Below are 18,332 nucleotides of genomic sequence, written 5' to 3'. Positions count from 1 at the left end.
GGCGAACCGGGATTTTCTCGTGACATGGAGACCAGGATGAGAGCCCTGCGTAAATTCGCCGCCCCCCTTGCCGCCCTGATGATGAGCAGCCCGCTGATGGCTGCCGACGGGGTGGAGCCGGATGCAGTTCATTTCGCCCAGGTGGCGGCCATGGAGGGCCCGGCTGCGGCGCTCGGGCAGGGGATGCGAAGCGGCATTCTCGCGGCCTTCGAGGAGGCCAACCGCGCCGGTGGCGTGCATGGTCGCATGGTGCGGCTGGAGAGCCTTGATGACGGGTATGAGCCCGATCGCTCGGTGGCCCATGTGCTGCATGTGATCGAAGGGGGCGGGCATATCGGCTTCATCGGCCCGGTCGGCACCCCCACCGCCCTTGCCACCCAGCCCGAGGCGACGGCGGCCAACATGCCCTATGTCGGCCCCTTCACCGGGGCGGGCTTTCTGCGGGCGCCGGAGCTGACGAATGTGGTCAACGTGCGCGCCACCTATGGGGCGGAAACCGAGGCCTGGATCGCCCATCTGGTCGATGAGCTCGGGATGCAGAACATCGCAATTCTCTATCAGGATGACGGCTTCGGCCGGGTCGGCCTCGAGGGGGTGACGGCGGCGCTCGACCGGCGCGGCATGAGCCTTGCCGCCTCGGGCAGCTACACCCGCAACACCGTGGCCGTGAAGTCTGCGCTGATCGAGATCCGCAAGGCCAAGCCCGATGCCGTGGTGATGGTGGGGGCGTACAAGCCGATTGCAGAGTTCATCCGGCTGTCGAAGAAGCTGAAGTTCGAGCCGACCTTCGTGAACATCTCCTTTGTCGGCTCCGAGGCGCTGGCCGGGGAGCTGGGCGAGGCGGGCGAAGGGGTGATCATCAGCCAGGTGGTGCCCTTCCCCTGGGATGCCTCGCTGCCGGTGGTGGCCGAGTATCAGGCCGCAATGCTGGCGATGAGCCCCGATGCGCACCCCGGGTTCGTGACCCTCGAGGGCTATCTGACCGGCCGCGTCGCGCTGCGCGCCCTGGAGGCTGCCGGCAAGGATGTGACCCGCGAGAGCTTTCTGGCGGCGCTGGCCGGGCTTGGCAGCTTCGACCTCGGGGGCCTCGGCTTCAGCTACGGGCCGGGCGACAACCAAGGCTTGGATGCCGTGTTTCTCACCCGGATCACCGCCGGTGGCGGCTTCGAGACGGTGGTGAGCGGTGGCGGTTCCTGACCGGCATGATTTACCCGTCCCGGCCGGCCTCGGTGCCGCGCCGGGACGATTGCAGAGTTTCAAGGCGCGGAGACGCAACGTGACCCGTATCAGATCTTTCTTCGGCGGCATCGCCACCAAGTTCGGCCTCATCTTCATGGCCCTCGGTGCCATGGTCCTGGCGGCTGTGGCGATCGGGATGTTCGTGTTCGGCGCCCTGTCGGGCGCGCTGCAGGCCTTCATCGACGAGAACCTGCCGGGGATCGAGGCGAGCATGGAGGTGACGGCGCAGACCGGCGCGGTGCAGGGCGCGCTGAACGGGGTGCTGCTCGCCGGGGACGCCGGGGCGCTCAAGACCGCCGGCACCGAGCTGCAGGACGGTGTGACCGCGCTCAAGGCCGCCACCCGCCGCCTTGCCCCGGGCGCCCGCGAAGAGATCGACCCGCTCCTGGCCGAACTCGACATCGCCAATGCGGCGATGGTCCGGGCGCTGGAAGAGCGGTTCTCCGAGCAGGACCGGGTGCGCGAGATGGTGGAGGCCTTCGTGACGCTTTCGGACGAGGCGAATGGCGCGATGGTGGGGCTCGGCGATGATGCCTATTTCGAGCTTCAGATCGGCGGCGAGGATACCGTGGAAACGGTGAAGGCCACGCTTGGGGCGCTGGTGAAGGAGGAGTTCAGCCAGATGCTGGCGCTGATGCGCGCGCGGGCGGAGATCAACCTTCTCAGCGGCTTGACCCTGGTGCTGGCGGATGAGCCGGACATGTTCATGGAGGTGATCCTCGGCGACCTGGCGGCAGAGAGCCTCGCCCAGCTCGACACCGCCCTGTCCGAACTGCCCGAGGGCGCGGTGCCTGCCGTGCTGATGGGCGAGATCGCCGCGAGCGCCGAGTTCTTCCGGGCACGGCAGGAGCAGAATGACTACCAACGCGCCGATCTCCGGCAGGAGGTGCTGTCGCAGCGGCAGGCGAGCGCAACGGCGGTGAACGGCGCGATCGAGGCGATGAATGCCGCGCTGACGGAGCGGGCGCAAGAGGCCGCCAGCGGAAACGAGGCGGCGATCCGGACCCTGCTGGACGAGCAGGTGAGCAAGATGCGCACTTCGAGCGAGATCGGCATCTCGGTGAAGGCGGTGCTCGCCAAGGCTCTGCTCGGGGCGGCGGCGCAGGATGTTGGCACCGCGGCCGGGGCGCAGGCCTCTGTCGACGATGCGCTGAACCACCTCGACGGCTTGCTTGCAGGGCACGAGCTGCCCGAGAGCCTCGTGGCGGTGATGGACGAAATGCACCAGATCGTTGCCGCGGAAGGCGGCGTCGTCGACGCCCGCCGTCAGATGCTCGAGGCCCGCAATGCGGCCTTCAGACGGTCGAATGTGTCGGGGGCCGCGATCGCGCAGATCGTCGAGGCGGCACGCGGCAATGCCCAGCTGGCGATGACCGAGGTGGTGGCGAGCAGCGAGGAGATCCTGTCGCAGGCCGATGTAGCGCGCGCGGAGTTCAAGATCATTGCGATTGCGAGCCTGATTCTCCTGCTGGCCGCACCGATCCTGACCTGGGCGCTGATCCTGCGCCCCATGGCGCGCGTGACCCAGGCGACCGAGCGGCTGTCGCGCGGTGACTTGGCGCCGGTGGAGGGATTTGACCGCACCGGGGGGGAGATCGGCCGGATGGCGGGCGCCCTGAAGGTGTTCCGGGACGGGATGATCGAACGGCAGAAGATGCAGGAGGCCGAGGCGGAGCGCGAGGCGCAGGCGCGCGAAAAGGAAAGAGAGGCGGAGGCCCGCGAGCGTGCAAGGGCGGCGGAGGCCGAAGCCGCGGAGCGCAAGCGCGAAGAGGAGACCCGCCAGCGCGAGGCCGCCGAGGCCGAGGAGCGCGAACGCATCCGGGCCGCCGCAGAGGAAGAGCGCAAGGCGCGGGCGGACGAGCAGGAGCTGGTGGTGGAACGCCTGGCCACGGCGCTCGATCAGCTTGCTGCCGGCGATCTGACTGTGAGCATCGACACCGAATTTGCGGGAACCTACGAGAGCCTGCGCCGGAATTTCAACGCCGCCGTGCTTACGCTGGAGCAGCTCATCACCGCCCTCTCGGCCAGTGCCGACACGGTGAAGACCACTTCGCAGGATATTTCTGCGGCGGCGAAGGACCTTGCCCGCCGCACCGAAAGCAGCGCCGCAACCCTCGAACAGACCAGCGCCGCCGTGACCGAGTTGAGCGAAAGCGCCGGTGCCACCGCCGACCGGGCCCGCGAGGCGGATCGCATCATGCAGGTCACCCGCGACAATGCAGAGTCGAGCCAGAGCACGGTGCGCGGCGCGGTGGCGACGATGACGGAGGTCGAGGCCTCTTCTGCCGCCATCTCCAAGATCGTCGACCTGATCGACGACATTGCCTTTCAGACCAACCTGCTGGCGCTGAACGCCGGGGTCGAGGCGGCACGGGCCGGCGAGCAGGGCCGCGGCTTTGCGGTCGTGGCCATGGAGGTGCGCTCGCTGGCCCATCGGTCGTCCGATGCGGCCAAGGAGATCAACGGGCTCATCAATGCGACCCGCGACAGGATCACCCGCGGTGTCTCTCAGGTGGGCGAGGCCGGCGATGCGCTCGACGGGATCCTCGACCTGGTCAGCGAGGTTTCGGGCCAGATCACGGCGATCGCCGGGGCCGCCAACGAGCAATCCTCCGGCGTGCGCGAAATCAGCCATGCGGTGGCCCAGCTCGACCGGGCGACCCAGGACAATGCCGCGATGTTCGAGCAATCCGCGGCCTCCAGCCAGCTGCTGACCGAAGAGGCCCGCACCCTGTTTGATCTTTCCGCCCGGTTCCGCACCCACGAGAGCGCCGCGCCTGAAGGCGCGGCCCCCGTAGGGAGCGCTGCCGCAGGCAGCGCCAAGGCGCCGAAGGGGTCGCGAAGCGGCACCACCGTGCTGAGCGGTTCGAGCTCTTCATCGAGGGGCGCACCCGGTCGTGAGGCAGCAGCGGCACAGACTGTTCTGAAGCGCAGTGCCTAGCCGATAGCGGCACGTGCTGCCGACGAGGGTGCCGCGCCGCAAGGCGTGGCCACCGAGGGTGGCGCTGCCGCAGGCAGCGCCACGGGGCGGGAGGCATTGCCGAAGGGTGCCAGCGGGCTGCCCGCGTCGACCTCCTCGTTGGCGGGCGCATCCGGCCATGAGCCAGAAACGGTACAGACCTTACTGAAGCGGAGTGCCTAGCCGGTAGCGGCACGTGGTGCCGACGAGATCGCCGCGTCGCAAGGCGTGGCCGCCGAGAGGAGCGCTGCCGCAGGCAGCGCCACGGGGCGGGAGGCGTCGCCGAAGGGTGCCACCGTGCTGCCCGCTTCGACCTCTCTGTCGGGCGGCGCGCCCGGTCGTGAGGCAGCAACGGTACAGTCCGTACTGAAGCGCAGTGCCTTGCCGAAGGCACGGCACGTTCTGCAGACGGGAACGCCGCGCCGCAAGGCGCGGCCCACGAAGGGAGCGGTGACACAGGCAGCGCTACGGCGCCACAGGCGGCGCGTAGAGGCTTCACCGTGCAGGGCGGTTCTAGCTCTTCGTTGGTGGGCGCATCCGGCCATGAGCCAGCAACGGTACAGACCTTACTGAAGCGTAGTGAACAGCCGATGGCGCGGCACGTGGTGCCGACGAGATCGCCGCGCCGCAAGGCGTGGCCGCAGAGAGGAGCGCTGCCGCAGGCAGCGCCACATGGCGGGATGCCTCGCCGAAGGGCGCAACCGGGCTTGGAGTTTCGACCTCTCCGTCGGGTGGCGCGCCCGGTCGTGTGGCAGCGGCGGTACAGACGGTACTGAAGCGCATTGCCTAGCCGAAGGCACAGCACGCTCTGCAGGCGGGAACGCCGCGCCGGAAGGCGCGGCTCATATGGAGGGCGGTTCCGCAGGGAGCGCGGAGGCGAAGCGGAACGGCACCATCGGGCTGCCCGCTTCGACCTCCCTGTTTCGTGTGCGCATCCGGTCGTGGGCCATCGTTGGTCCCGACCGTGCTGTAGCGCAGTGCCTGACCGATGGCGGGGCACGTGCTGCCATGTCGTCCTGGCTGCGTGGTGTCATGAAAGCTTTACGGGAGTGTCACACGGGCTTTGCGCCTTCCCTGCTACCTGCCCCGGACTGAACCGGGGGACTGCATGCTCGTCATCGACAAGCTGACCAAGCGCTTTGGCGCAAATACGGCCGTAAGCGCTGCGAGCTTCAGCGTCGACAAGCCGATGATGATCGGGATCATCGGGCGCTCCGGTGCCGGGAAATCGACGCTGCTGCGGATGCTCAACCGGCTGACCGATGCCTCGGAGGGGGCGGTCCGTTACGAGGGCCGCGATGTGCTGTCGCTGAGTGGGGCGGGCCGGCGGGCGTGGCAGGCCGACTGCGCGATGATCTTTCAGCAATTCAACCTGGTGCCGCGGATGGACGTGGTGTCGAACGTGCTGCACGGCACGCTCGGGCGCCGCTCCAGCTTTGCGACCTTCTTCAACCTCTACCCCGCCGCGGACATCCACCGCGCCATCGACATCCTCGACCGGCTCGGCATTGCCGAGCAGGCGCCCAAGCGGGCCGAGGCGCTCAGCGGCGGGCAGCAGCAGCGCGTGGCGATTGCCCGGGCGCTGATGCAGGACCCGAAGATCATTTTGGCCGACGAGCCGATTGCCTCGCTCGACCCGATGAATGCCCAGGTCGTCATGCAATCGCTGCGCCGCATCCACGAGGAAGACGGGCGCACCGTCATTGCCAACCTGCACACGCTCGACACCGCGCGGCGCTATTGCGACCGGGTGATTGGCATGCGCGACGGGCGCATCGTGTTCGACGGGCTGCCCGAGCAGCTCACCACCGACATGGCCCGCGAGATCTACGGCGCTGACCAGAGCTTCAGCGAAGCGGCCACCTCGACCGAGATCGAGAGCGTTGACGCCGCCGCGCCTGACCGCACCGCCCACCCCCGCGCCGACGAAATGGAGCACCCGCCGCTCGGCGCCTGAGTTTCCAACCCGCCCTGCACACGCATGGGGCATCCAGACCAAACCGGAAAGAGAGAGACAGAGATGAAACACCTTATTGCCGCCGCCCTGGCGACCACCGCCCTCGCAGGCGCCGCCGCCGCGCAGGACATCAGCGAGTTCAACATCGGCATCCTCGGCGGCGAAAACGCCCAGGACCGGATGAACAACCATGAATGCCTGAAGAACTACACCGAAGAGGCGCTCGGCGTTCCGGTGAAGCTCTTCGCCCCGGCCGACTACAACGGCGTGATGCAGGGCCTGCTCGGCGGCACGCTCGACATGGCCTGGCTCGGCGCCTCGGCCTATGCCGGTGTTTACCTGCAAGACCCCGAGGCGGTGACCCCGGTGCTGGTGAAGATCAACCTCGACGGCTCCTATGGCTACCACTCGATCGGTTTTGCCCGCAAGGACAGCGGCATCACCTCGCTGGCCGACATGCAGGGCAAGACCTTCGGTTTCGGCGATCCCAACTCCACCTCGGGCTACCTGATCCCTTCGGTCGAGATCCCCACTGCCGGTGAGGGCATCACCATGGAGCCCGGCGCCTATTTTGCCGATGTCACCTTTACCGGCGGCCACGAGCAGACCATCGTTGCGGTGAACAACGGCGACGTCGACGCCGGTGTGACCTGGGCCGACGGTCAGGGCGAGTGGGAAGACGGCTACAACTCCGGCGCGCTGCGCAAGGCGGTTGATGCGGGCCTCGTCGACATGAACGATCTGGTCGAGATCTGGCGCTCCAAGCCGATCCCGGAAGGCCCGATTGTGCTGCGCACCGCGCTGCCCGAAGAGGTGAAGGTGAAGATGACCGCGCTGGTCGACGGCATGTACGAGGCCGACGCCGAGTGCACCTACAACATCTCTGCCGGTGAGAGCCTGGGCTTCGACCCGATCACCCACGAAGCCTACGAGAGCATCGTCGCCGCCCGTCAGGCGAAGAGCAACTAAGCGGCCTCGCCGCAAAAAGGCCCCGCCCCACGAAAGGGCGGGGCCACCTCTTTTTTCAAGGCAGCTCCATGGCAGATATCTCGCAGCATGGCCCGCAGGGGCTGGAGGCCACCCGCGCGCATTACCTCGCGCTGGTGCAGAAGCGCCGCCTTTATGGCGGGATCACGCTGGCGATATTCGTGCTGCTGCTCGTGTCGGGCTTCATGCTCGCCGATGAGCGCAATGCGGGCGGGTTCTGGAACGGGCTGCCCCAGATCTTCGACTTTCCCGCCGATGTGGTGGCCGACACGATCCCGCGGCTGCACCTGCTGCCCGAGCACATCGCCCGCTACTTTCCGGCGCTGATCGAGACCATCAACATTGCCGCCGTATCGACCCTGCTGGGCGCGGTTGCGGCAATGGTGTTTTCGCTCCTCGCCACCCGTGGCCTTGCCCGCTGGCCCCGCGCCATTCCGCTGTTTCGCCGCGCCATGGACATCATGCGGGCGGTGCCCGAGATCGTGATTGCGCTGATGCTGATCTTCGTGCTCGGCGGCGGGCCGGTGCCGGCGATGATCGCCATCGCGTTTCACACCGCCGGGGCGCTGGGCAAGCTGTTTTCGGAGGTGGCGGAGAATGCCGACCTGAAGCCGGTGGAGGGGCTGTCTTCGGTGGGGGCCACGTGGACCCAGCGGATGTGGCTGGGGGTGATCCCGCAGGTGGCGCCGAACTGGCTGAGCTACGCGCTGCTGCGGTTTGAAATCAACATTCGCGCCAGCGCCATCCTCGGCTTCGTCGGGGCGGGGGGCATCGGCTACGAGCTGAAGAACGCGATGAGCTGGGGGCAGGGCAAGTTTGACGAGGCGGCGGCGATCTTCATCCTGCTGTTCCTCACCATCGTCCTGTTCGACCAGCTTTCGAGCTATGCCCGCCACAAGCTGGCCGGACCGGGAGCGCATTGATGGACCTCGCTGCACGATACACCGAAGCCGAGCGGATCATCTCGCGCAAGAAGCTGCTGGCCTTCGCCCTGCCGGGGCTGGTGCTGCTGTATTTCGTCTACATCTTTTTTGCCTTCGACGTGCCGGGCCTGCTCGAGCGGGCCCGCCCGGAGAATGCGCAGATCCTGTTGCGCGACACGTGGAGTTACAAGACCCACGTGGCCCGCGACAACCGCAATGGCGAGCTGAGCTATGCGGTGGAGGGCGAGCGCAAGGGGGCCTATCCCGAGGGCGAGCGGCCCGATTGGGTGAGCGGCACGGGCGAGACCACGGTGATCGACCTTGGCCGGGGCCGGGTGGCGACCTTCCTGCCCGGCAATGCGGTTGAGCTGGTCATTCCGGGCGAGCGCACCATTGAGGCGCGGCTGGACGGGCGGCGGGTGGTGACGAACCTCAGCGAGCCCTATCCCGACTACGTGTCGGTTTCGAACTCGCGACTTCAGGTGACGCTGCCGGGCGCGCGGCTGACCTTCACCCGGTCGCGCAGCGAGACCTTCCGGTATTTCGGCGGCTGGGAGCTGTTTTTCTTCACGCTCGACAGCCCCTATCACGGGCACGGGCTGGGCAGCATCCTGTTCGGCGCGCAGATCGACCCGGCGCGGGGCAATGTTGCAGGGGCCTGGCATGACTTTTGGCAGAACCCGATGTGGATGCATTCGGCGGTGGCCTGGGCGATTTTCGAGACCGTGCTCATGGCCTTTCTGGGCACCTTCGGGGCGGCGCTGATCTCTCTGCCGATTGCCTTTCTGGCGGCGAAGAACTTTGCGCCGCTTCAGTCGCTGCGCTTTGCCTTTCGCCGGGTGTTCGACTTTTTGCGCGGGGTGGACGGGCTGATCTGGACGATTGTTCTGAGCCGCGCCTTCGGGCCGGGGCCGCTGACCGGCTCGCTCGCCATTCTGCTCACCGACACCGGGAGCTTTGGCAAGATGTTCTCCGAGGCGCTGGAGAACGTGGACAAAAAGCAGATCGAGGGGGTGGCCAGCACCGGCGCGGCGCGGCTGCATCGCTACCGCTTTGGCGTGATCCCGCAGGTGGCGCCGGTGCTGCTGAGTCAGGTGCTCTACTACCTGGAATCCAACACCCGCAGCGCCACGATCATCGGCGCGATCACCGGCGGCGGCATCGGCCTGCTGCTGACACAGGCGATGATCACCCAGAAGGACTGGGAAGAAGTGACCTATTACATCGTGCTGGTGGTGCTGATGGTCATGGTGATGGACAGCCTCTCGGGCTGGCTCCGGCGGCGGCTGATCCGGGGCGAATGATGCTGCGCGAGTTCGAGCCGGCGATCGAGCCGGAGTGCGATATCGAAGGGTCCAGCTTTGGTCGCTACTGCGAGGTGAAGCGGGGCAGCCGGGTGGCGTGGTCGGAGTTTGGCGACTACGCCTATTGCGACCGTTACTGCGACATTGCCAATGCCAGCGTGGGCAAGTTTGCCAATATCGCCAGTTTCGTGCGGATCGGGGCGACGGATCACCCGCTGGATCGCGCCTCGCTGCACCACTTCATGTATCGCTCCGATGATCTCTGGGAGGATGCAGAGCGCGATGCCGCGTGGTTTGCGAAGCGGCGGGCGCGGCGGGCCGTGGTGGGGCATGACACCTGGATCGGCCATGGCGCGATGATCAAGCCGGAGGTCACGGTGGGGCATGGCGCGGTGGTGGCGGCCGGGGCGATCGTGACCCGCGATGTGGCGCCCTATGTGATCGTGGCGGGCAACCCGGCGCGGGTGCTGCGGCGGCGCCAGCCCGAGGCGGTGGCCGAGCGGCTCATCGCGCTGGCGTGGTGGGATTGGAGCCATGCGGCGATCCGGGCGGCGCTGGAGGATTTTCGCGCCCTGGAGGCGGAGGCGTTTCTGGAGAAATACGCCTAGGGTCTGCAACCCGTCTTACTCCGGCTGCGCCCGGCCCAGGCTATTCGGCGGCCAGTGCGCGTGCGGCCTCGGGGCGGGCGAGGACGCGCAGGGCGAGGGCGCCCGAGAGATGGGCCAGCTGGCCGCCGGCGATGGTCGCCTCGATCTGGCGGGTCTGCGGATGCATCACCACGAGGTCGGCCCGTTTGCCGGGCGACAGGTGGCCGCGGTCGTGCAGCCCCATGATCGCCGCCGGGCGGGTCGAGATCAGCTCCCATGCGGTGGCGAAGGGCAGGGCCTTCATGTCGGCCAGCGCCCAGGCGGCGGCGGGCAGGCAGGGCAGGTGGTAGTCGCTCACCAGCGCGTCGCAGAGGCCACGGGTGACGAGCGAGAGCGCCGAGACCCCGCCCGATTGCGAGCCGCCGCGCACCACGTTGGGGGCCCCCATCAGCACCGGGTCGCCGTTGGCGCGGGCCACCTTGGCGGCGGCCTCGCGGGTGGGAAACTCGCAGATCGTGGCGCCGAGGATGTGCATCCGCTCGCGGGTTTCGCCATCGGGGTCGTCGTGGGAGCCGTAGCGGACGCCGATCTCGTCGAAGGCCCCGGCGAGGGTGCAGAGATGGCGCGGCACGCGGGGGGCGGTGCTGCGGGCGGCCTGGATGCGGGCGGTGAAGGCCTCGACCGTCTGGCCGCGCTTTTCGGCCCATGAGGCGAGGGCCTGGGGCTGCTCGGCCAGCCGGTGCTCGGCCTCGGGGAGGTGATTGTTGAACACCACGTAGTCGACGCCCCAGCAGCGGATCGCCGCCAGCATCCGCTCGGCGCTGTCGGGCATGTGGGTTTCGCAGCGCAGTTGCACGCGCATGTCGGTGAGCAGCGAGGGGCGGGCCTGGGCCAGCGCGGCCATCAGCTCTTCGGCGAACTCGGGGCTGCGGCGGCCGCCTTCCCAGCCCCAGCCCTGCGCCAGCCAGAGCGTGGTGACGCCGTTGGCCGCGGCCTCGCGGTCAGCCGCCAGCAGGGCCGGGCCGAGCGGAAGCTGGGCGGAGGCGCGGGGCGCGATCTGGTGCTCGAAGCCGTCGCCGTGCAGGTCGATGATGCCGGGCAGCACGAGGTAGCCCGAGAGGTCGACCTCGGGGGCGTTGCCATCGGTGAGGATGCCGTCGGCAAGGGTGAGGGCGCGCTCCTCCAGCGCGGGGCCGGTCAGAACCTGGCCACCGGTGAGACGGAGGGGAGGGAGGGGATGTGCCATGGCGGTGCCTGCTCTCGCTTTTGCCGGCAGTCTGCGCCCGGATTGTATCGGTTACGTGACGAAAAGGTTAACGATTCCGGGAGGCTGGCGGATCAGTGCTCATCATGGGCGACGGTCAGCACCACCCTGTCGCCGGCGAACCATGTTTCGCCATGCTCCACCGGGCGGCCCGAGAGGTCGCGGTTGAGGCCGGTGGTCTTGAGCAGCGGATCGCCCTCGCGCAGCCCGAGGTGGAGCGCCTGCGTGGGGCTGGCGCGCTCGGCGGTGAGCCGGGTTTCGGCGCGGATGTAATCGGCCAGCCCTTCGAGCCGCAGCGCCTCGGTGACGGAGGCGGTCTCGGCAAGCCGGGCGGCGAGGCCGGGGAAGCGGGCGGCGGGGAAGGTGGAGGTGAAGTGGGCGATGGGCGCGCCGGAGGAGAGCGACAGCCCCTCGTAGACCACCACCTGCGCGTCGGGCGCAAGCCCGAGCGCATCGGCCTCGGCCTTGGTTGGCGGGCGGGTTTCGACCCTGAGCACGCGCTTTTCGGGCAGGCGGCCGGAGGCGCGGATGTTCTGGTGGAAGCGCACGCGGCGGCCGATGGGATACTCGGTGGGCGGGGCCTCCACGAAGACCCCGGCGCCGCGCCGGGCCCGCACCACCCCCGCCTCGGCCAGCGCGCCGAGCGCATGGCGCACCGTGTGCCGGTTGACCCCGAAGCGGGCCGAGAGCGCGGCCTCGGTCGGCAGCTTGTCGCCGGTGCGGTAGAGGCCCTGGGCGATTTCGCCCTCGAGCGTGGCGGCGATGGACTTCCAGACGGGTGTGCGGGCCATTCCTGTTACCGAAACTTCATGAAACGGCACTGGACGCGGCGGGCGACTCGGGCCATGATTTGTCTAGTTGTATAGATCACTAGACAAATCGGCAAGTTGTCTCATGAACGAAGATCGCAAGACATGGATGGCCACCCTCGCGGTGGCAGGACCGGCGGCGCTGGAGGCGGGAGTGGCCGCGCTGGGCGCGCTGCCCGGCTTCACCTGGCTGCGCCGCCCCGAGGTGGGTGGCGTCATGGTGCCGGGCAGGATGGGCGGCACCGGCGCCCCCTTCAACCTCGGCGAAATCACCGTGACCCGCTGCGCCCTGAAGCTGGAGAGCGGCGAGGTCGGCCATGCCTATGTGCAGGGCCGCGACAAGGCCCATGCCGAGCGCGCCGCCCTGATGGATGCTCTGATGCAGACGGGGCGGGCGGGCGATGTCAGGCGCCTGGTCCTGGGCCCGCTGGACGCGGCCCGGAAGCAGGCGCGGCAGGCCCGCGCCGCCCGGGCCGCGGCCACGAAGGTGGAGTTCTTCACGCTTGTCAGGGGAGAGGACGCATGAGCCCGGAAGCAGCCCTCGAGGGCGGATTTGCCAATGCGCCGGAGCAGGCCTCGCGGGCGTTTCGCGCGGTGCTGGAAGCCATGGCGCGCCCCGGCCGGATCGAGCGGGTGGAGGGGGCGCAGGCCCCGGGCCTTTCGGTTGCGGCCTCGGTCGTGCTGCTGACGCTGGTCGATGGCACCACCCCGATCTTTCTCGCCGAGGACATCGACAGCCCTGCCCTGCGCCAATGGCTCGCCTTCCACTGCGCCGCCCCGGTGGTGCCGCGCGGCGAAGCGGTCTTTGCCCTTGGCGGCTGGGCGGCGCTCGCCCCGCTTTCGGCCTATCCGATCGGAACGCCGGAATACCCCGACCGCTCCACCACGCTGATCGTGGAGGTCGAGCGCCTTGCCCATGAGGGCGCAAGGCTCACCGGCCCCGGCATCCAGACCGAGGCGCAGCTGAACCTGCCCGCGCCCGAGGCCCACCGTGCCAACCGGGCGCTGTTTCCGCTTGGGCATGATTTCATCTTCTGCGCGGGCGACCGGCTGGCCGGGGTGCCGCGCAGCACAAGGGTAAAGGGCTAGGCCATGTATGTTGCGGTAAAGGGCGGCGAGCAGGCGATCGACGCGGCGCATGAATGGTTGGCCGAGGAGCGGCGCGGCGATGTGACCGTGCCCGAGCTGAGCCTTGCGCAGATCCGCGAGCAGATGGCGCTTGCGGTCAACCGGGTGATGGCCGAGGGCTCGCTTTACGACCCCGACCTTGCGGCGCTGGCGATCAAGCAGGCGCGGGGCGACCTGATCGAGGCGATCTTCCTGATCCGCGCCTATCGCACCACCCTCCCGCGCTTCGGCTCTGCCGAGCCGGTGGAGACCGGCGAGATGGCCTGCGACCGGCGCATCTCGGCCACCTTCAAGGATGCGCCGGGCGGGCAGGTGCTGGGGCCGACCTTCGATTACACCCACCGCCTGATCGACTTTGCGCTGGCCGCCGAGGGCGAGCCGCCGGTAGCACGGGAGGGCACGGCCAGCGGGGCCCCGATGCCGCGCATCACCGAGATGCTGGGCCGCGACGGGCTGATCCAGCAGGAGGCCGCGAGCGACGAGAGCCCGCCCGACCTCACCCGCGCGCCGCTGGAATTTCCCGCCACCCGCCCGCTTCGGCTTCAGGCGCTGACCCGGGGCGACGAGGGCTTCGTGCTGTCGATGGCCTATTCCACCCAGCGCGGCTACGGGCGCAATCATCCGTTCGTGGGCGAGCTGCGCATCGGCGCGGTGCCGGTGGAGATGGAGATCCCCGAGCTGGGCTTCGCGGTAGAGATCGGCGAGGTCACCCTGACAGAATGCGAAACCGTAAACCAGTTTACAGGAAGCAAGACCGAGCCGCCCCAGTTCACCCGCGGCTACGGGCTGGTCTTCGGCCAGACCGAGCGCAAGGCAATCTCGATGGCACTGGTCGACCGGGCGCTGCGCTGGGAGGAGCTGGGCGAAGACAACCTCGGCGCCCCGGCGCAGGACGAGGAGTTCGTCATCGCCCATTCCGACAACATCCAGGCCACCGGCTTTCTGGAGCACATCAAGCTGCCCCATTACGTCGATTTCCAGTCCGAGCTGGAGCTTGTGCGCAGGCTTCGGGCCGAGGCCATGGCCGAGCACAGGGAGGCGGCAGAATGACCGACCACGCCTACAACTTCGCCTACCTCGACGAAGAGACCAAGCGGATGATCCGCCGCGCGATCCTCAAGGGCGTGGCGATCCCGGGCTACCAGGTGCCCTTCGCCAGCCGCGAAATGCCCATGCCCTACGGCTGGGGCACCGGCGGGGTGCAGGTTTCCGCCGCCTGCCTGACCCCGGAAGACTGCTTCAAGGTGATCGACCAGGGCGCGGATGACACCACAAACGCCGTCTCGATCCGCAAGTTCTTCGAGCGCACGGCGGGGGTGGCCACCACCGAGCGCACCGCCGAGGCAACGGTGATCCAGACCCGGCACCGCATCCCCGAAACCCCGCTCACCGAGGGGCAGATCCTCGTCTACCAAGTGCCGATCCCCGAGCCGCTGCGCTTTCTGGAGCCGCGCGAAACCGAAACCCGGCGGATGCATGCGCTGGAAGACTACGGGTTGATGCACGTGAAGCTCTACGAAGACATCGCCCGCCACGGCGAGATCGCCACCGCCTATGCCTACCCGGTGAAAGTCGAGGGCCGCTACGTGATGGACCCTTCCCCTATCCCCAAGTTCGACAACCCCAAGCTCGAAATGGCCGCCCTGCAACTGTTCGGCGCCGGCCGCGAGCAGCGCATCTACGCGATCCCGCCCTACACACAGGTGGTCAGCCTCGACTTCGAGGATCACCCCTTCGAGGCCAGCAAGGCGCCCCACAGCTGCGCCCTCTGCAACGCGCCTGACACCTATCTCGACGAGGTCATCACCGACGATGCCGGCAGCCGTCTCTACGTCTGCTCCGACACCGACCATTGCGCCACCCGGCAGGAGGCAGCGGCATGACCTGTTCCATTTTCTTGCTGCAAATATCTCCGGGGGGGTCGCCACTGTGGCGCCACTGGTTCGAGCCCAGTGGCGACGGGGGCTGGCCCCCCACTCCGACCCGCGCCACCAGAGGAACCGCCGGATCATGACCCCTCTTCTCGCCGTCCGCGACATCCGCAAGACCTATGGCGCCCGTATCGGCTGCACCGATGTCTCCTTCAACCTCTACCCCGGCGAGGTCATGGGCATCGTCGGCGAAAGCGGCTCCGGAAAGTCCACGCTGCTCTCCTGCCTCGCCGGCCACCTCGCGCCCGACAGCGGCTCCGTTACCTTCGACACCCGCGCCGAGGGCCCGCGTGACACTGTCACCATGTCCGAGCCCGAGCGGCGGATGCTCTCGCGCACCGATTGGGCCTTCGTCCACCAAAACCCGCGCGATGGGCTGCGGATGAGCGTCAGCGCCGGCGGCAACGTGGGCGAGCGGCTGATGGCCGTCGGCGCACGGCATTACGGGCAGATCCGCGAGACCGCGACCGACTGGCTGGGCCGCGTGGAGATCACCGAAGACCGGATTGATGACCGCCCCCGCGCCTTTTCGGGCGGGATGCAGCAGCGCCTGCAGATCGCCCGCAACCTCGTCACCGGCCCGCGCCTTGTGTTCATGGACGAGCCGACCGGCGGGCTTGACGTATCGGTGCAGGCCCGCCTGCTCGACCTGCTGCGCGGTCTCGTGCGCGAGATGGGCCTTTCTGCGCTCATCGTCACCCATGACCTTGCAGTGGTGCGGCTTCTGGCCGACCGTCTGATGGTGATGAAATCGGGCCGCGTCGTCGAGACCGGGCTGACCGACCAGGTGCTGGACGATCCGCAGCATCCTTATACCCAGCTGCTCGTCAGCTCCGTTCTGCAGGTGTGACATGATCGAGATCTCGAACGTTTCCAAGAGCTTCACCCTCCACAACCAGGGCGGCGCGACAATCGAGGTGATGCGCGGGGCCTCGCTTTCGGTGGGGCCGGGCGACTGCGTGGCGCTCACCGGCGCGAGCGGGGCGGGCAAGAGCACGCTGATGCGGATGATCTGGGGCAACTACCTTGCCGCCTCGGGTTCGATCCGCGTCGGGCAAACCGATGTGGCCCGCGCCGAGCCGCGTGAGATCCTTGCGCTGCGGCGCGAGACGCTCGGCTATGTCAGCCAGTTCCTGCGGGTCGTGCCCCGTGTGCCGACCCGCGAGGTGGTGGCCGAGCCGCTGTTGGCGCTGGGCGTTGCGCGCGATGAGGCCCTGCAACGGGGCGAGGAGCTGCTGACGCGGCTCAACATTCCGCGCACGCTCTGGGGCCTCTCGCCCACCACCTTTTCGGGGGGCGAGCAGCAGCGGGTGAACATTGCCCGCGGCTTTGCCCACCCCTTCCCGGCGCTGCTGCTCGACGAGCCCACCGCCTCGCTCGATGCCACCAACCGCGAGGTGGTGCTTTCCCTCATCCAGGAGGCCAAGGCGCGCGGCGCGGCGATTGTGGGCATCTTCCATGACGAGGAGGCGCGGGCGCGGGTCTGTGACCGGGTGGTGGATGTGACCGGCTTTACCCCGGCGAGGGCGGCATGAGCCCGCTTTCCGCCTCTGCCGAAGGGCGCATCTTTGCCGTTGTCGGCCCTTCGGGCGCGGGGAAGGACACGCTGATGGAGGCGGCCCGGGCGGCGCGGCCGGAGATCCACCTCGTGCGCCGGGTCGTCACCCGCGCGGCCGCCACCGGCGAGGATCATCGGCCCGTCACCGAGGATACCTTTCGCCAGCTTCGCGCCGATGGGGCGTTTTCGCTGAGCTGGTCGGCCCATGGCCTTTCCTATGGCATTCCGCGCGAGGCGACCGAGCGGGCAGGGCGGGGCGAGGTGGTGCTGTTCAACGGCTCGCGGGCCATGCTGGAGGCGGCTGCGGCCGCCTTTCCGGGGCTGCGCGTGCTGCATGTCACCGCCCGCGAGGAGGTGCTGCGCGAGCGGCTCACCGCGCGGGGCCGCGAGAGCAATGCCCAGATCGAGGGCCGTCTGGCCCGCGCCGACCTGCCCCTGCCACAGGGGCTGGACGTGACCACAATCGACAATTCCGGCGCGTTGGAGGCCTCTGTTGCCCAGCTCCTCGCCGCGCTCGACCTCAAGGAGACGACCCCGTGATGGACATGCAGGCCCCCGCCGAAACCGTGCTGAGCAATGCAAGGATCGTGCTGGATGGCGAGGTGATGACCGGTGCCGTGCGGATGCAGGGCAGGGAGATTGCCGATGTGTCGCCGGGCGCCGCGCGTGGCGAGGACATGGGTGGCGATCTGCTGATCCCCGGATTGATCGAGCTGCACACCGACAATCTCGAGCGCCATATCCAGCCTCGCCCGCGTGTGAACTGGCCCCATGACGCGGCGATCCTCGCCCATGACGGCGAGCTGGCCAGCGTGGGCATCACCACCGTGTTCGACGCCATGCGCGTTGGCTCGGTGCCCAGCGAGCACGGCGGTTACGAGGCCTATGCCCGTGGGCTGGCCAGCGAGCTGATGCAGCTTCGGGCGGCGAATGCGCTGAAGATCAGCCATTTTCTGCACCTGCGGGCCGAAGTCTGCTCGGCGACGCTGGCCGACGAGCTGGCGCAGTTCGGCCCCGAGGACCGGGTGGGGATTGTCTCGCTGATGGATCACACGCCGGGGCAGCGGCAGTTTCGCGACATGAGCAAGCTGAAGGCCTACGTGCAGGGCAAACGCAGCCTGACCGAGGCGCAATGGCAGGAGCATGTGGCCAACCTCAAGGCGCTGCGCGAGGCCAATGGCGCGGCCCATGAGGCGGCGACGGTGGCGGCGGCGGGGCGGTTCGGCGCGGTGCTGGCCAGCCATGACGACACCACCGAGGCGCATGTGGCGACCTCGGCGGGCTATGGCATCCGGCTTGCCGAGTTTCCGACGACGCAAGAGGCCGCACGGGCCTGCAAGGCGCATGGGATCGCGGTGATGATGGGCGCGCCCAACCTGATCCGGGGCGGCTCGCATTCGGGCAACGTGGCGGCGCAGGCGCTGGCGGAGGCCGACCTGCTCGATATCGTCTCGTCCGACTACGTGCCCTCGGCGCTGCTCACCTCTGCCTTCCGGCTCGCGCGGATGTGGGACGACCTGCCCCGCGCCATCGCCTGCGTGACCGCCACCCCTGCAAAGGCCACCGGCCTTACCGACAGGGGCCGGATCGCGCCGGGGATGAAGGCCGACATGGTGCGGGTGACGATGCTGGGCGACACGCCCGTGGTGCGGGCGGTCTGGAGCCAGGGGCGGCGGGTGGCCTGAG

17 protein-coding genes are annotated in these 18,332 nt (G+C 68.6%); 15 read left to right on the top strand and 2 right to left on the bottom strand.

Features of this window, described 5'->3' with window-relative positions:
- Positions 1 to 36 precede the first annotated feature (36 nt).
- The 7 genes from GTH22_RS12225 to GTH22_RS12195 all read left to right on the top strand — a co-directional run bounded on the left by GTH22_RS12225 (position 37) and on the right by GTH22_RS12195 (position 9,977).
- A complete protein-coding gene (locus GTH22_RS12225; RefSeq protein WP_252945507.1) occupies positions 37 to 1,197 on the top strand; it encodes an ABC transporter substrate-binding protein in 1,161 nt (386 codons plus the stop codon).
- Positions 1,198 to 1,276: 79 nt separating this feature from the next.
- A complete protein-coding gene (locus GTH22_RS22260; RefSeq protein WP_252945506.1) occupies positions 1,277 to 4,180 on the top strand; it encodes a methyl-accepting chemotaxis protein in 2,904 nt (967 codons plus the stop codon).
- 1,126 nt (positions 4,181 to 5,306) lie between these two features.
- The gene (gene phnC / locus GTH22_RS12215; protein ID WP_252945505.1) at positions 5,307 to 6,155 is read left to right on the top strand and encodes a phosphonate ABC transporter ATP-binding protein; all 849 of its coding nucleotides are present in this window, start codon (positions 5,307 to 5,309) and stop codon (positions 6,153 to 6,155) included.
- 63 nt (positions 6,156 to 6,218) lie between these two features.
- Positions 6,219 to 7,124: a phosphonate ABC transporter substrate-binding protein gene (phnD, locus tag GTH22_RS12210; RefSeq protein ID WP_252945504.1), complete on the top strand. Its 906-nt coding sequence runs from the start codon at positions 6,219 to 6,221 to the stop codon at positions 7,122 to 7,124.
- A gap of 68 nt (positions 7,125 to 7,192) precedes the next feature.
- Entirely contained in the window at positions 7,193 to 8,065 is an 873-nt protein-coding gene (gene phnE / locus GTH22_RS12205; RefSeq protein WP_252945503.1) for a phosphonate ABC transporter, permease protein PhnE, read from the top strand.
- On the top strand, positions 8,065 to 9,369 hold the full coding sequence (phnE, locus tag GTH22_RS12200) for a phosphonate ABC transporter, permease protein PhnE (RefSeq protein ID WP_252945502.1): 1,305 nt from the start codon (positions 8,065 to 8,067) through the stop codon (positions 9,367 to 9,369). Before phnE (GTH22_RS12205) ends, phnE (GTH22_RS12200) begins: the two co-directional genes overlap by 1 nt.
- A complete protein-coding gene (locus tag GTH22_RS12195) occupies positions 9,366 to 9,977 on the top strand; it encodes a chloramphenicol acetyltransferase (protein WP_252945501.1) in 612 nt (203 codons plus the stop codon). The genes phnE (GTH22_RS12200) and GTH22_RS12195 overlap by 4 nt, the downstream gene beginning before the upstream one ends.
- 40 nt (positions 9,978 to 10,017) lie before the next feature.
- Here the strand turns inward: GTH22_RS12195 and GTH22_RS12190 are convergent, their stop codons facing one another.
- Together GTH22_RS12190 and phnF are read right to left on the bottom strand one after the other, a co-directional pair.
- Complete coding sequence (locus GTH22_RS12190) at positions 10,018 to 11,202, bottom strand: alpha-D-ribose 1-methylphosphonate 5-triphosphate diphosphatase (RefSeq protein WP_252945500.1); 1,185 nt, start codon at positions 11,200 to 11,202, stop codon at positions 10,018 to 10,020.
- A gap of 92 nt (positions 11,203 to 11,294) precedes the next feature.
- Positions 11,295 to 12,011, bottom strand: coding sequence for a phosphonate metabolism transcriptional regulator PhnF (phnF, locus tag GTH22_RS12185; RefSeq protein WP_252945499.1), 717 nt, complete (start codon positions 12,009 to 12,011; stop codon positions 11,295 to 11,297).
- Positions 12,012 to 12,114: 103 nt separating this feature from the next.
- Between phnF and phnG the strand changes: the two genes are divergently transcribed.
- From phnG to GTH22_RS12145, 8 genes are all read left to right on the top strand, one after another.
- Complete coding sequence (phnG, locus tag GTH22_RS12180) at positions 12,115 to 12,555, top strand: phosphonate C-P lyase system protein PhnG (protein ID WP_252945498.1); 441 nt, start codon at positions 12,115 to 12,117, stop codon at positions 12,553 to 12,555.
- Positions 12,552 to 13,118: a phosphonate C-P lyase system protein PhnH gene (gene phnH, locus GTH22_RS12175; protein ID WP_252945497.1), complete on the top strand. Its 567-nt coding sequence runs from the start codon at positions 12,552 to 12,554 to the stop codon at positions 13,116 to 13,118. Before phnG ends, phnH begins: the two co-directional genes overlap by 4 nt.
- A gap of 3 nt (positions 13,119 to 13,121) precedes the next feature.
- Positions 13,122 to 14,207 carry a carbon-phosphorus lyase complex subunit PhnI gene (locus GTH22_RS12170; RefSeq protein ID WP_252945496.1) on the top strand — a complete coding sequence of 362 codons (1,086 nt, stop codon included), beginning with the start codon at positions 13,122 to 13,124 and terminating at the stop codon, positions 14,205 to 14,207.
- The gene (locus tag GTH22_RS12165) at positions 14,204 to 15,040 is read left to right on the top strand and encodes an alpha-D-ribose 1-methylphosphonate 5-phosphate C-P-lyase PhnJ (protein WP_252945495.1); all 837 of its coding nucleotides are present in this window, start codon (positions 14,204 to 14,206) and stop codon (positions 15,038 to 15,040) included. Before GTH22_RS12170 ends, GTH22_RS12165 begins: the two co-directional genes overlap by 4 nt.
- A 127-nt stretch (positions 15,041 to 15,167) precedes the next feature.
- Positions 15,168 to 15,938 carry a phosphonate C-P lyase system protein PhnK gene (gene phnK / locus GTH22_RS12160; RefSeq protein WP_252945494.1) on the top strand — a complete coding sequence of 257 codons (771 nt, stop codon included), beginning with the start codon at positions 15,168 to 15,170 and terminating at the stop codon, positions 15,936 to 15,938.
- 1 nt (position 15,939) lies between these two features.
- Positions 15,940 to 16,623, top strand: coding sequence for a phosphonate C-P lyase system protein PhnL (gene phnL / locus GTH22_RS12155; protein ID WP_252945493.1), 684 nt, complete (start codon positions 15,940 to 15,942; stop codon positions 16,621 to 16,623).
- Positions 16,620 to 17,186: a phosphonate metabolism protein/1,5-bisphosphokinase (PRPP-forming) PhnN gene (phnN, locus tag GTH22_RS12150; protein WP_252945492.1), complete on the top strand. Its 567-nt coding sequence runs from the start codon at positions 16,620 to 16,622 to the stop codon at positions 17,184 to 17,186. Before phnL ends, phnN begins: the two co-directional genes overlap by 4 nt.
- Positions 17,186 to 18,331, top strand: a complete 1,146-nt coding sequence (locus tag GTH22_RS12145; RefSeq protein WP_252945491.1) for an alpha-D-ribose 1-methylphosphonate 5-triphosphate diphosphatase — start codon at positions 17,186 to 17,188, stop codon at positions 18,329 to 18,331. The genes phnN and GTH22_RS12145 overlap by 1 nt, the downstream gene beginning before the upstream one ends.
- Position 18,332: the final 1 nt, after the last annotated feature.

Source organism: Oceanicola sp. 502str15 (assembly GCF_024105635.1).
Lineage (GTDB): Bacteria > Pseudomonadota > Alphaproteobacteria > Rhodobacterales > Rhodobacteraceae > Vannielia.
This window is presented reverse-complemented; position numbering and strand designations above follow the sequence as displayed.